The 14310-nt window shown below is 34.6% G+C and carries 13 protein-coding genes and 3 pseudogenes; 2 read left to right on the top strand and 14 right to left on the bottom strand.

Annotation, left to right across the window (positions count from 1 at the left end; all coding sequences use genetic code 11):
• Nucleotides 1-54: 54 nt before the first annotated feature.
• Both FJR04_RS13265 and FJR04_RS13260 read left to right on the top strand, forming a co-directional pair.
• On the top strand, nucleotides 55-573 hold the full coding sequence (locus FJR04_RS13265; RefSeq protein ID WP_168495463.1) for an HNH endonuclease: 519 nt from the start codon (nucleotides 55-57) through the stop codon (nucleotides 571-573).
• 16 nt (nucleotides 574-589) lie between these two features.
• Nucleotides 590-979, top strand: a complete 390-nt coding sequence (locus tag FJR04_RS13260) for an alr0857 family protein (RefSeq protein ID WP_168495462.1) — start codon at nucleotides 590-592, stop codon at nucleotides 977-979.
• Between the two features lie 85 nt (nucleotides 980-1064).
• Here FJR04_RS13260 and FJR04_RS13255 read toward each other — a convergent pair.
• The 14 genes and pseudogenes from FJR04_RS13255 to FJR04_RS13190 form a co-directional block, all read right to left on the bottom strand.
• A pseudogene (locus FJR04_RS13255) lies at nucleotides 1065-1301 on the bottom strand (polysaccharide deacetylase family protein); the annotation flags it as partial.
• 306 nt (nucleotides 1302-1607) lie between these two features.
• Nucleotides 1608-2693: a glycosyltransferase family 1 protein gene (locus tag FJR04_RS13250; protein ID WP_168495461.1), complete on the bottom strand. Its 1086-nt coding sequence runs from the start codon at nucleotides 2691-2693 to the stop codon at nucleotides 1608-1610.
• Nucleotides 2694-2698: 5 nt separating this feature from the next.
• Nucleotides 2699-3859 carry a glycosyltransferase family 1 protein gene (locus FJR04_RS13245; protein ID WP_168495460.1) on the bottom strand — a complete coding sequence of 387 codons (1161 nt, stop codon included), beginning with the start codon at nucleotides 3857-3859 and terminating at the stop codon, nucleotides 2699-2701.
• 25 nt (nucleotides 3860-3884) lie between these two features.
• Nucleotides 3885-4838, bottom strand: coding sequence for a GDP-mannose 4,6-dehydratase (locus tag FJR04_RS13240; protein ID WP_168495459.1), 954 nt, complete (start codon nucleotides 4836-4838; stop codon nucleotides 3885-3887).
• 67 nt (nucleotides 4839-4905) lie between these two features.
• A complete protein-coding gene (locus FJR04_RS13235; RefSeq protein ID WP_168495458.1) occupies nucleotides 4906-6075 on the bottom strand; it encodes a glycosyltransferase in 1170 nt (389 codons plus the stop codon).
• Between the two features lie 4 nt (nucleotides 6076-6079).
• Nucleotides 6080-7915: a hypothetical protein gene (locus FJR04_RS13230; RefSeq protein ID WP_168495457.1), complete on the bottom strand. Its 1836-nt coding sequence runs from the start codon at nucleotides 7913-7915 to the stop codon at nucleotides 6080-6082.
• 183 nt (nucleotides 7916-8098) lie between these two features.
• Nucleotides 8099-9094: a glycosyltransferase gene (locus FJR04_RS13225; RefSeq protein ID WP_168495456.1), complete on the bottom strand. Its 996-nt coding sequence runs from the start codon at nucleotides 9092-9094 to the stop codon at nucleotides 8099-8101.
• A gap of 52 nt (nucleotides 9095-9146) precedes the next feature.
• Entirely contained in the window at nucleotides 9147-9881 is a 735-nt protein-coding gene (locus tag FJR04_RS13220; protein WP_168495455.1) for an ABC transporter ATP-binding protein, read from the bottom strand.
• A pseudogene (locus FJR04_RS26190) lies at nucleotides 9882-9980 on the bottom strand (ABC transporter permease); the annotation flags it as partial.
• Nucleotides 9981-10077: 97 nt separating this feature from the next.
• The gene (locus FJR04_RS13210; protein ID WP_168495454.1) at nucleotides 10078-10830 is read right to left on the bottom strand and encodes a Uma2 family endonuclease; all 753 of its coding nucleotides are present in this window, start codon (nucleotides 10828-10830) and stop codon (nucleotides 10078-10080) included.
• Nucleotides 10831-10938: 108 nt separating this feature from the next.
• Nucleotides 10939-11727 carry a Uma2 family endonuclease gene (locus tag FJR04_RS13205; RefSeq protein ID WP_168495453.1) on the bottom strand — a complete coding sequence of 263 codons (789 nt, stop codon included), beginning with the start codon at nucleotides 11725-11727 and terminating at the stop codon, nucleotides 10939-10941.
• A 91-nt stretch (nucleotides 11728-11818) separates the two neighbouring features.
• A complete protein-coding gene (locus FJR04_RS13200) occupies nucleotides 11819-12625 on the bottom strand; it encodes an ABC transporter permease (protein WP_168495452.1) in 807 nt (268 codons plus the stop codon).
• Between the two features lie 183 nt (nucleotides 12626-12808).
• On the bottom strand, nucleotides 12809-14191 hold the full coding sequence (psbC, locus tag FJR04_RS13195; RefSeq protein ID WP_168495451.1) for a photosystem II reaction center protein CP43: 1383 nt from the start codon (nucleotides 14189-14191) through the stop codon (nucleotides 12809-12811).
• A pseudogene (locus FJR04_RS13190) lies at nucleotides 14175-14310 on the bottom strand (photosystem II D2 protein (photosystem q(a) protein)); the annotation flags it as partial. The pseudogene FJR04_RS13190 and the gene psbC, both read right to left, overlap by 17 nt.

The raw sequence follows: 14310 nt of genomic DNA, 5'->3' as shown, positions 1-14310 counted from the left end.
AACCCCCGCTGTGTCTAAGACAGAAGCGGGGGTTTTTTTATAAGGAGTCAGGCTGTGACAAGCGCAATCCAAGTATTAGAGCAATCTGTGGTCGTGTTTTCCCAGAATTACTTACCACTGTGTCGGGTAAATATCAAGCGGGCGATAGTGTTGCTAGTCAGCAATAAAGCCGAACCATTGGAATTTTCTACAGAAGGCGGTTGGTTAATTAATTCACCTAGATTCGTCCTGTCTGTACCCAAACACATCCGCTTGAAAATTGCTGCTACGGAACGGATGTGGAAAGTTCCGCCAGTTAATCGTCGGGAGGTTTTGCGACGAGATCATAGCAGTTGTCAATATTGCGGTACTAACAAACGTCTCACCCTAGATCATGTAATCCCCCGATCTAAAGGTGGCCGACATACTTGGGATAACGTAGTCATAGCTTGCGAAAGATGTAACTCTCGCAAAGGCGATAAAACACCCGCTGAAGCTGGGATGCAATTGCGGAAACTACCTAAACCACCTATTCACCCCACGGTGACATTTGCTGAAAAATTTTGGAATGATATGCAAGCAAACCTGGAATAACAGGAGAGCAAGAGGAATGCTGAAATTAACTTACACAGAAAACAGTTTTTATTTAGAGTGTCTCACTCAGTCTCTAGAAGAATGGGTCGCGCAAAGAGTGATTTTATCACTGCGTGTCAGTCAATCTTTGCGTGTTGAACCGACAACAGCATCCTTTTTGCTACCTCTTGATTTACCGGGAGTAGAAAGACTGAAGGCGGAAGTAAATCGCCATGATAGTGAAATCATTGCCTTATGTAACTGTGATACTGAGTATCTGGAAGTTACTCTAGAGGGTTCTTGGTTATCGGATGGTAGTGATGATGCTGTAGGCGTATTTGTCACCACTATGAGCTATACGTCCGAGTTTTTTTTATACAAACTCTGGCAAGAAGCTCAAGTCTGTGCTTCTGTCATCAGTGATTAAAATTGCTGATTTTGACTATCGTAGGGGCGCAGGGCCTGCGCCCAAAATTAACTATGCCTGCGCCTAAAATTAACCCCCATTGCGCCATTTCTAAGAGTTCAGGAACTGTCACAAATCGGTAGCCTTGCTCTTTGAGTCCACTGATCATTTCTGGCAAGGCCTTGACCGTTCTGGAGCGATCGCCTCCACCATCGTGCATTAAAACTATAGCCTCTAGTTTTGCACCTTGAACAATATTTTTCACAAAGACTTGGTATTTTGCACGAGGATCGGTGTCTGCTGAAGTCAGAGACCACATAACAACGGAGTTTTGCTGACTTTTGTCAGTGAGGTAAAAGATTAAGAGCGTAAGTAGTTGTACCTGTGGTTTTATGAGGAGAAATGAAAGATTAATGACTAATTGCATTTTTCATTATTCATTTTGGAAAAATTTAATAGATAATTGCATTTTCAGTGAGTTGGTTTATTAGTAAATTGGTGTTCTAGCGATCGCTCATTTATTAACTCAAGTTGCTAGTACACTCTCAAGTAAGAATTTTCTTACTTTTAGTATTACATATTGGAGCTTTGAGGTAAAGTTCTTTGTTATTCATTGTCAAATTTCCTTCTCTTTAGGATCATAAATTATTTAAAGATATTGTTTTAAAACTTCAACTGTAGCAAGTCCAGTTTTTTCCCAACTAAATTGATTTGCTCTTTTTAGACCTTTTTCTAAAAGTTGTTTTCTTGTTTCTGAATCATTGACAATCGTTTGCATTGCGGCTGTAATTTCCCCGATATTATAGGGATTAATTAAAATAGCAGCATCTCCCGCAACTTCTGGAAGCGAGGAAATATTAGAAGTAATAACTGGTGTACCACAAGCCATTGCTTCTAACACTGGTAAACCAAATCCTTCCCAAAGACTGGGAAAAACTAGCGCGATTGCTTGATTAATAATTATTGGTAATTCGTCATAAGATACATAGTTAAGGAATTTAACGAGATGATTGATTCCTAGTTCTTGAATTTGTATTTCTAATAATGGAGAGTAACGTTGATCATAAGGACCTGCTAACCATAGTTCATAGTCATTTCTGTGAGTTAGTGCGGAAAAAGCGGTAATTAGTCTTTGGAGATTTTTATAAGGGTCTTGACGACCTATGTAGAAGAAGTAGTTACTAGTGGGGAGGTTGAGGAATTGGAAATGTGAGCGATCTCCCGCCAGGGAAATTGGTGTTATTTTATTACTAGGAATTTGGTAGAATTGGGTGATATCTTTAGCTGTTGATTCTGATATACAAATAATATGTTCTGCTTGTTTAAAAACTTCAGGTGTATAGTATTTATGGTATGTTGTTAATGGTGAGAAGCGTTTGGGAAAACGTAAGGGTATCATGTCAAATGCTGTGACAATAAAACGAGAGTTGGTATATAGAGGTGCTTCGGGGATAGGGGAAAATAAAAGTTTAGATTTGAGGTTTTGATAGATTTTTGGTAGTTGGAATTGTGTCCATAATAGACGGCGTAAATGTCCTTTTGTACCATCAGCAGGTGTCAGATTATTTGGGACTGGATAGCAGTTGAAATCAGGGTGATTTTGCGCTGTTGCTGTTAATAGGGTAGGATTGAGAGATTTTAAATAAGGGAAAAGATTTTTTGCATAGTTGCTTATACCTGTTGGTTGAGAGAAAAGAATGGATAAGTTAATAATTAATTGATTAGAATCTATCATGTTGATTAAATCATACTTATATAAGCTTTTAAAGTTTCTTTTGCTGTTCTTTCCCAAGAAAATAAATCTGCTCTAATTTTACCTTTATTAATCAAGTGTTCTCGTAGCTGAAAATCGCTAATTACTTGCAGAATAGCTTCAGCTAATTGCATATCATCATCAGGATTAATGAGTATAGCAGCATCTCCTGTAACTTCGGGAATTGAAGAAGTATTAGAGGTAATCACAGGAGTTCCTAAAGTCATGGCTTCTAATACAGGTAAACCAAATCCTTCATAATGAGAAGGATACAGGAAAACGTCGGCTTTTGAGTAAAATAAGGCTACTAATTCATTAGATAAGTAGTCAAGATGATGTATTTCATTTTTCCAAAGAGAGTTTTCAATAGCTGCAAATATTGGTTCATAATTCCATCCTTTTTTACCAATTAATACTAATTGGTGTTCTATTTTATATTTCTGTTTTAAAAAATTAAATGCTGATATTATGGCGTTGATATTTTTTCTAGGTTCTATGGTACTGACAAATAAAAGATAAGGTTTAGAGAAATCAAAATTTATATTATCAATTTCTTTTTCTACATCTAAACTAGATAAAAAATTATTGTTATAACGACTAGCAAGTGGTGTAACAAAAACTTTTTCTGAGGGAACTTTTAAATAATTGATAATATCTTGTTTAGAACTTTCGGAAATAGTAATAATTAAATCTGTCCATTCAAGACATTTACTCAATCTTTTTGTATATTGTTTTACCACCGAATTAATATATTCTGGATATCGGATAAAACTTAAATCATAAATAGTAATAATTTTCTGAATATTTTTATAAGGATAAACTGTATAATTAGTTCCATGAAAAATATTAGGTTTTTCTAAAATTGGTTGAAGATAATGAGGAAAGATTTGAGGTAAATAATCTAAAAAAAGATTAGAAAGACGAATAGGTATAGGAATTTGATAAAGATTTGAATAAAGTTGAATATTTTCTGGTAAATCTAATTTTCCTTTTAACCAATTTTTTAATCCGGGTTGATAAGCTAATCCTAATTCAAAAGATTCTATATGTTCTAATTTAGATAAAGCTTCTACTAAATTAAAAACATATAAACCCACGCCACTGGGTTTAGAATCAATAGGAGTAACATCAATAATAACTTTAAACATTGAACAAATTATAAATCATTTTAAGTTAATTCTTTAAATCATGATCTACCATAACTTCCACTAAATTTTCAAAAGAATATTTAGGAGTCCAACCTATTTGACTTTTAATTTTGTCAATACTACCCACTAATTGAATAGACTCATCTGGACGGTAAAATTGAGGATCAACAGATACATAATCTTGATAGTTTAAACCAACACATTTAAAAGCGGTGTCCACTAGTTCTCTGACTGAATGTGTTTTTCCACTACCAATAATATAATCATCTGGTTTTTCTTGTTGCATGATCAGCCACATAGCCTCAACAGCATCTTTTGCATAACACCAATCACGACGAGCATCAAGATTACCTAATTTTAACTCGTTAGCTAAACCGAGTTTAATCATAGCAGCCCCACGGGTAATTTTACGAAAAACAAATTCTGTACCTCGACGGGGGGATTCATGAGTATAAGTAATGCCGCAACAAGCATAAAGGTTATAATACTGCCGATAATTTCCAGTAATCCAATGGGCATAAGCTTTTGCTGTACCATAAGGGTTACGGGGACGAAAAGCAGTTTTCTCTGTTTGAGGTGATTCGTCAGGTTGTCCAAATACTTCACTACTGGATGCTTGATAGAATTTAGCATCAGGTTTAATCCGACGAATAGATTCTAATATACGGGATACGCCAATAGCTGTATATTCTGCTGTTAATGAGGGTTGTGTCCATGAGAGAGGAACATAACTTTGAGATGCAAGGTTATAAATTTCATCTGGTTCGGATTGAGCGATCGCATCCATTAAAGAAGATTGATCCAGTAAATCACCTGAAATGATGCTAATTTCATCAGCAAAGTGATTAATACGGATTAAATTACTAGTGCTAGAACGGCGAACTAATCCATAAACTTGATAGCCTTTCTTGATCAGTAATTCAGCAAGATAAGAGCCATCTTGTCCAGTTATTCCAGTTATTAGAGCTTTTTTAGTCATATAGTTAAATCACCAGAAATCATGTTTATGAAAATTATCAGCAATTTATTGTTATTTTTCAATAAATTTAAGCCGAATATATATCTATATGCTTTTTCGCAATATTTTTCCACTGATTTTTTTCACAGTATTTTAAAGCATTGTTGACTAAATTATTTTGTAACAGAGAATCTCCAAATAAACTTTGAATATTATAAGCCAACTCAGCAGGAGCATCTGGTGTAATTAAGGATAAACAGTTAGCTTCTTCATTTAGTTCCTCAAAAGCATCTATTTTACTAGCAATAACAGGTTTCCCTGAAGTTAATGCCCAAGTAATTGCAGCTGAAGACGATAAATTTGTATCTCCTTTATATGGAGCTAAACAAATATCTACTGCTTTATAATACTCTTCTAATTTTTCTAAAGGAAGATAACCAGTTAATTTAATTCTCTCTTGCAATTTTTTATTACGGTTGAGATAAGTTATTATTTCATTAAAAGTTTTATCGTTTCCATAAGGATGAGAACTTCCTATAATAAGTAAATAATAATTTTGGGGTAATTTTTTTATTGTTTCCAGTGCAGTTTGATATCCTTTGTAAGCAGCAATAAAACCAAATAGGGAAATAAGAACTGAATCTACAGGAAAGCCAATTTTTTCTTTTATAGCTTTTTTTTCTTCAGCATCAACTTGAGATGGCATAGAAAAAGTAATTCCTTGTTTAATCATTAAGAGTATTTTTGAATCAAATCCACAATCAATAAAAATTCGCCTCGATTTTTTAGTATGAATGATTGCTCTTAAATTACTATTTGAATTAAAAACAGATGCTACTAAAAAGTTCCATTTTTGCTTTAATATTTTTGATTTTGCGAATTGGAGGATACTCATTCTTGATGAATCATAAGATGGGAAAACTGGTTCTGAATGAAAAGTTACAAATACTTTCTTTTTAAGTTTAATAATTTTCTTAATAAAATAAGAAAACATTTCAATAGATTCATTCATACCATAAGAACCCGCAAAAAAGCTAAACTCATGTTGAATATGAATAACATCATAAGAATCGAGCCTATCAGTCAAGGAAATAAAGTATTCTTTCATTTCAAGAATAGGCATATATTTTAGAGCTTGTCTATCAATTGGTATTACATCACATTCTACTTGATGTTCTTTTATGCCATTTAATAGACCTTTTGTATAACCAGCAATTCCGCAAGGAACATTCCATGTACTAATTTGAACGACTTTCATTAAGTTACCTCATTGATGTTTGATTTTTAACTGTAATTTGATGAATCTTACCAATCTGAATAAGTTTATTAGATTTGCTGTCAAATGTCCATGCTTTGAGGGTATGTTGACCAACCCCTAGAAATTCTTCTGGAATTAAAACTCTCCATCTTACTTGAGTATATCTTCTGTCTGTAATATATTCAGCTAAATCAGGACTTGGTAAATTTGCTGAAGCTAAACCCACAAATTTAGGAGAAGATTCTTTAGTAATGACAACAGTGCCAGTCCAGTCATTACTTGGAGAAATTGCCCAGCCCCATGCTTCAAATTCTCCCAAATTGGTTTTACTTTTTTCGATACCATCAAAATGACCATATTTAGATGTATTATTTTTTTCAAAAACATTGCTACTTGGAAGCATTCCTAGTTTTTGAGCGATAGGATAGTCTGCATGAAAAAGATTAAGATCGAAAGTTCTCTCTATAAAATCATCAGGACATTCTTGTATAAAAGAAACACAGGCTTGAGATTGTAATCGTAAACTACTTATGTACTGCATCATTATTAAGCCTGCTTGATAAGTTAAAAAATAAGAATAAAAGGCTATTACTAACAAAAATATAGAAGTTACTAATATTAATTTGCTCCTTCTAAAGAATTTAATTAAATATTGTTCATTAATTTGTAGAATTATGAAAATTATTGAAATAATTAAAAGGCTTGAAGCAGAAATATATCTTGGATTTAAAGATTGATTAGGAATCATTGATGCTCTGGAGATTGATGTAACTACATTAGCTAAAATAGAGAAAAATCCCAATGAAATCAAATATAAAAAATTATGTAATTCGATTTCTTTTCTTTTTTTATAAAGTAACCCTAAACAAAATATAAATATAAAAATTATGATTACTCCCCAAAACCAAGATATTTCATAAGGTCTTTGATAACCTAATCCAAGTGGCGCTCCTGTTATCTGAAAGAAAAACTTAATAAATTTATCAAAATTAAATCCTTTCTGTAAATTCTCCAAAATCAGATTATTAGAAATTTTTACCAATTCAAGATTAGAAATAGGATTGATATTTTTAGATACATTAAACACATAAACCGCAAAAATGAGAATAAAGTTGAAAATCCAAAATATAGAATATTTTGATAAGATTAATTCTTTGATTAATAAAAGTTGGTTTTGAGTGTTTTTTTGATTAATATTGTTGTGGTTTAATTTAAATCCTAAATACACAATAATAGGATAGATGACAATATAACTAATAAACCCAAAGCCATAGGAAAAAGTTGATATAGCAGATAAAATTGCAGATATAGCAATGGCTTTGTCTCCTTTAATAAAAACTAATGTTCCTAAAATAGTTATAAAACAAAATATACTAAAAAATATAGACATCTGAATGGATATCATCCAATTCTCCGAAGCAGCAGGAGAAAAATATATTAGACTAGATAATAAAGTGGCGAAAACAACCTTATAAACTTGTGATGTTTTGGAATTTGTAATGAATATAAGAGTTAAGATTAATATTGATAAGCAAGCAAATAGCCAACCGATGAGAATAGGAATTTTTGTATCCCAAACATTTAAAAAAGCCAAGGGTGCTAAAATTATGTTAGTACCTAAAAACATATGCCCATTAACAGTTGAAAAAATTTCTTTGAAAATAGTAGCTATATTTCCTTCAATTAACTTAGAAAAATATCTAACAAACTGCCAATCGTCAACACTAAAAATATTTACTGAATATTTATTAATCAAAAATGCTGTATAAAAAAGAGGAATTAAACAAACAAAAAGGAAACATAAGTTAACTAATGATTTTCTCGACGTAAAAAATGTCATGATATATATTTTGGTTAAAAAAAGTAAATTTTTGATTTTATTTCAACTGTAATTTGGTAATTTAAAGATATGTTTAATTCTGTTCCAGCATATAAATATTTTCTAATCTTAACACTAAATATTCATCAATATTATCACAATAACAAGAAAATCTAACTCTGGATATCATCAGTATTAGAATATTTACATAGCTTGTTTTGGCAAAATTTTCTGAATGCTTTGAATAAAGTAATAATAATCACGGTTAGGTAAGAAATTAATATTATTTCTTCCATTTAAAGCTATAAAACTAAATAATAAAGAACCTAAAATAGTTTGAATTAAAATAATAATTGCTAAAAGAACCATGGAAGATGCCCATCCTGGAATTGCTAATTCAGTAGCTAATTTTACAAATAAAATAGTACAAATGAAAAACATTGTACCAAACATAATTATACAGCTTCCAATTAATAATCTTACTCCTATTGTTTCTCCATAAACAGAAATAGCACTTAATCCATGAGTAACAAGCATAACAAAGTTCATATTTGATTTTCCAGCAATTCTTTTACCTCTTTTTGTAGGAATGGTGGTATAAGGAAGTTTTGATTTCATTACTCCAGCTGCATAATGATTCCATATTTCCGATACAACAACAATCTTTTGGAGAAGATCATAGGGAATTATACTAAAGTTACCAAAACTAATTTGACATCCTGTCAGGACTTTATATAGTAATCGATAAATTGTATAAAATAAAATAAATAAAAAGCCTTCAGAACGCTCTTTTCTCTTCGCAAAAACAATTTTATTGTAGTTCTCTACGTTACATTTTTCAATTAATTCTAAGGCATCTTGTGGAGTATCTTCCCCATCACTATCCATGATTAATACAGCTTGACAATTAATTGTTTCAGCTACATAAGCAAGTCCTATAGCAATAGCTCTTTGATGTCCAAGATTTCGTCTTAAATGCAATATATTTACTTTACAAATTAATTTTAAGTTAATCAACGAAAGAGAATTAAATGGGATTAGCCTGGTTGAAGAGTCATTTAATATCAAAACTTCTACAGAAATATTTTTATCAAATAAAAAATCGTCTAAAAGTCCTAGTAAAATTATTACAGACTCCCAATCATTAAAAACAGGAATTAAAATCAATATTCGACCATTACCATTATTTTTTAAATTCATATTTAACAAATCTCGATTTTACGTAATGAATTTAACTAGAAATAATTCCACCTTAATTAACACTTTCCATATAATACTGCACTACATCTTGACCTTTGCCGATTAGTTTGATATTTCCTTTACTTAACCAAATCGCCTTATCACAAGATTGTTGTATAAAATCCATTGAATGAGAAACAACTAAAACCGTCGTTTTTTCACTCCAAAAATTATCCATCCTTTGCTTGCACTTATTCTTAAAACTCTCATCCCCCACAGACAAAACCTCATCCAAAATCAAAATATCCGGCTGTATATCTGTCGCAATAGAAAAACCCAAACGAGCCACCATACCCGAAGATAAACCCTTAACTGGAACTAAAGCATAATCCTCCAACTCTGCAAACTCCAAAATAGAACGCGCTCTTGCCTTCATCTCAGCCCTAGAAAAACCCAACAATACACCATAAAGGAGGATATTGTCCATCACAGAGATTTCTGCATCAAAACCTGCTCCCAGTTCAATTAAAGGTGCAACTTGACCCCGGACTCTGACAGTACCAGTCGTAGGCTGAAGAATTCCGGAAATTATCTTTAACAGGGTGGATTTACCAGAACCATTCGCGCCGATTATACCTATTTTTTCGCCTTTTTCAACAACTAACTCAATATTATTTAATACTAATTTCTTAGCAGGTTGCCGATATTTACCCTCTACCACAGATAGGAGCGTTTTCTTCAAATCATAGGAAAATTCCTCTTGAGTCCTTCTCCACAGCGAAACATTATCCAGACGTATTACTTCCATTTACAGCAAATCCATAAATTGATGTCGCCATAGATGAAAACAAATCCATCCCCAGGCTAAAATAATTATGCCACTCAGTAAAGCCCCCAATAAATCTGGGTTTCACCGTGATTTTGAATCAAAACTTAATCCCCATATCCTCGACTAATATCCATATCATAAAGAATTGGAAAATATGGTAATTGGTTGTGATTAGTTACAAACTATCAGGTTCAACACCTAATTCTCTCAATTTTTGAGCCAAAATAGCTGCTTTATTCTCCGCTTTATCAGCCCTTTGCTGTTCAGCCTCAGCCCGTTCGGTCAAAGTCGGCAACCAACCATCAGCATTATACCAACGCAACCACAAACCCTCTGTATTTTGATAACTTCCCTGCCATAAACCTAAACCCATTTCTATTTCTTCTAACCAAAAGCGGTTTTCTGATAGATTTATAGATTCATAACGAGTACCGTTGAGTTTAAAGCCACGGAAATTATTCTTATAACGGTCATAAACGACATAGTAGGGAATACGCAAAATGTGTTCATATACTTCCCATTTGGTTGGAGGTTTATTAACTTCCCGGAGAGTTTGTCCTAAATCTTCTTGTTCTGTTCCTGGTGACAGTAATTCAACTACCAAAAACGGATCAACTCCTTCTTGCCATACTACATAACTTAAACGTAAATCTTGCTGTTGCTTAGTATTAGTAACCCCTAACACCATATACCAATCTGGGCGTTTATACCAACTGGGATGACGAGGATCATAATAAAGGTTTAAATCGCTGGCCAGTAACATTTCCTCAGATGAATAATTGACAGGTTGACAAGTTTCACTGAGTAAATCTGCTTGTATACAATGAAATTCGTCCGGCAATCCCGATTCTCCTACTAATTCACTAGGTAAATCATACATTGTCGGCATAGTTTCTTGGGGTGGCAGAGGTGGATTATTTTGATACATACTCCATTCCCATCCTTATCTCTAACTGTAACAAATACATAATCCCCATATCCTCGACTAATATCTATTGATAAAGAATTGGAGAATATGATGATTGGTGGTGATTAGTTAGAAAATCTCAGGTTCAACACCTAATTCTCTCAGTTTTTTAGCTAAAATAGCTGCTTTATTCTCTGCTTCATCAGCACGTTGACGTTCATTTTCAGCACGTTGACGTTCAGATATAGCTTTTCGTGTTTCAAATTCAGCCCTTAGCCATTCAGCTTCAGCCTTTTGCTGTTCAAATTCAGCTTTTCTAATTTCTTCTAAATTAGATTCTTCTGGTGTGGGAATTAATCTTCCTTCAACAGTAAAATATCTTAACGTATCTTCCCAAATCCCTAAGTATAAACCTAACTCCTGACTCCAATACCAGGCATTTTCTGATGCTGGGATAGTTTTATATTCACTGTTTGTTAATCGCCACCCTACCAATTCTAAGGTATTTGGGGAAAACCAAAAATACTCAGGAGTGCGGAATTGATCTTGATACAACTGTTTTTTCAATCCCTTATCTACTTGCTCTGTAGAATCAGAAAGTAATTCAATTATCACATTGGGGTATTTACCATCCTCTTCCCATGTTACCCAAGAAAAACGCGGAAAATTTTCCGTGTCTTTGACTAGAAAAAAGTCTGGACATCTAAAGCCTCGATGTTTTAACTGTTGTCGGCTATAGTAAACGCTAAGATTTGCACCAATAAAAAAATCTTCTCTATCACGCCATAACCATTCTAAACAAGTTACTAATATTAATAGTTGTGTATAGTGTAAGGAACTTTCCATTTCTGGTTCATCGCTGAGTATTTCAGTGCAATCTGGCATTAATGCTTCTATTTCTTGTGCGGTTAAAGCCATAGATTTGATTGGGATAAATTACTATCTTTGGTTAATTATAAACTATCAGAATCTACTCTGTGCAATGATTAAATCATAGCTATGTTAGAGGTTAGAGCAAATCCATAAATTGATGTCGCCACAGATGAAAACAAGTCCATCCCAAGGCTAAAATAATTATTCCACTCAATAAAGCGCCCCAAATTAAACCTAAATCAGGTGGAGAACCTGATAAAGTAATCTGACGAAGACTTTCAATAATTGGTGATAAAGGATTTAAACCTAAAAACTGTTTCACTTGTTTGGGAACAATAGCTGCTGGATAAAATACAGGACTACTAATCCAAATCATAAATACTACCAACTCATAAAAGTAAGGTAAATCTCTAAAGAATACGTACAAAGCACTAACTAAAAAACCAACTCCTGTAGAAACTAAAATCAGTGCGAGAAATGGAAATAGTAAGGCTAAGACATTGACTAGACTTTGGGAATTAATCAAAGTCATAATTGCCAGTAACGGAAATGCGCCTACTGAAAATTGAAATACATTTGCCGCAATCATGGATACCGGAAAAACACTGACTGGTAACTGAATTTTATTTAATAATGCACCATTACCAACTACGCTGGCTAAAGCTTGGGATGTAGAAGATGAGAAAAAATTAATTACTAACAGCCCTGTCAGTGCTGCCAGCATATAGTTGATGATGGAGTTACCATAATAAGATGCAAAGGTAGCACCAAAAATGGCAGTATACAGTCCTGTCATAATTAAAGGGTTTAATAGTGACCAATAAACCCCCAGAAAAGAACCCCGATAGCGTACTTTCAGATTTCGTCCTACTAAGACGTGCAGGAGTTCTCGATAACGCTGCACTTGTAACCAATTTAAATTACCTTTCCAGGAAAAAGCCATTATTAAAGTACCATTACACACCAGAAAAAACTCATCTAGGCATTTTATACTATATGAGTCCAAATTACCTGCGATTAATTTTCAGAATGAGGCTGAATACCTAACTTCCATAAAAAAGCCCTTGCTATGAAAAGCAAGAGCCAAAAAATTAATTAACAGTGATTAAATCCAAATAAAAACAACCTAGTCAAGGTCAGGCATAAACATCACTGGTTCAGTTTCGCGGTTAATACCTTTCTCAAAACCACCAGCAGCAGCACGGGCGCGGCCTGCGTGCCACAAGTGACCAATGAGGAAGAAGAATCCTAAAACGAAGTGTGAACAAGCTAACCACGCACGAGGAGATACATAGTTGAAAGAGTTAATTTCAGTAGCCACACCACCTACAGAGTTCAAAGAACCCAGAGGAGCGTGTGTCATGTATTCAGCTGCACGACGTGCTTGCCAAGGTTGAATATCGTTCTTGATTTTTTCCAGATCAAGACCGTTAGGACCACGAAGAGGCTCTAACCAAGGGCCACGGAAATCCCAGAAGCGCATGGTTTCTCCACCAAAGATGATTTCACCTGTAGGAGAGCGCATTAAGTATTTACCTAGACCCGTAGGACCTTGAGCAGAACCGACGTTAGCACCTAAGCGTTGGTCACGAATTAAGAAGGTTAAAGCTTGTGCTTGAGAAGCTTCAGGACCAGTAGGACCGAAGAATTCGCTGGGGTAAGCGGTGTTGTTATACCAAACCATGATGGAAGCAATAAAGCCCATCAAGGAAAGAGCGCCCAAGCTGTAGGAGAGGTAAGCTTCACCAGACCAGATGAAAGCACGACGCGCCCAAGCAAAAGGCTTAGTGAAGATGTGCCAGATACCACCGGAAATGCAAATTAAAGCAATCCAGATATGACCGCCGATAATATCTTCCATATTATCAACGCTAACAATCCAGCCTTCGCCACCGAATGGAGCTTTAATTAGATAACCGAAGATGATAGCTGGGTTGAGGGTAGGATTAGTAATCACACGTACATCACCACCACCAGGGGCCCATGTATCATAGACTCCACCGAAGAACATAGCTTTTAGCACCAGCAACAACGCACCACATCCAAGGATGATTAGGTGGAAGCCGATGATGTTGGTCATCTTGTTCTTGTCTTTCCAGTCATAACCGAAGAAAGAGGAATACTCTTCTAAGGTTTCAGGTCCACGAACGGCATGATAAATACCGCCAAAACCTAGAACTGCTGAGGAAATGAGGTGAAGTACGCCAACGACGAAATAAGGGAATGTGTCAATAACTTCACCACCGGCACCAACGCCCCAACCAAGTGTGGCGACGTGAGGGAGAAGAATTAAACCCTGTTCGTACATGGGCTTTTCTGGAATGAAGTGAGCAACTTCAAATAAAGTCATTGCTCCAGCCCAGAAGACGATTAAACCAGCATGGGCAACGTGAGCGCCAAGTAGTTTACCAGATAAATTGATTAAACGAGCGTTGCCAGACCACCAAGCGAAACCGCTGGATTCTTGGTCGCGTCCACCGCTAATAACTCTATTAGAGAGCGTTACCACGTGGTAGTACCTCCTCTGGGAATACGAACTGTTCGTGGGGTTGATCTTGAGGAGCCATCCAAGCGCGGATACCCTCGTTCAGCAAAATGTTTTTGGTATAGAAAGTTTCAAACTCTGGA

This window comes from Anabaena sp. UHCC 0204, assembly GCF_009711975.1.
GTDB lineage: Bacteria > Cyanobacteriota > Cyanobacteriia > Cyanobacteriales > Nostocaceae > Dolichospermum.
The sequence above is the reverse complement of the archived record's forward strand: the minus strand, read 5'-3'. Positions and strand labels throughout refer to the sequence as shown.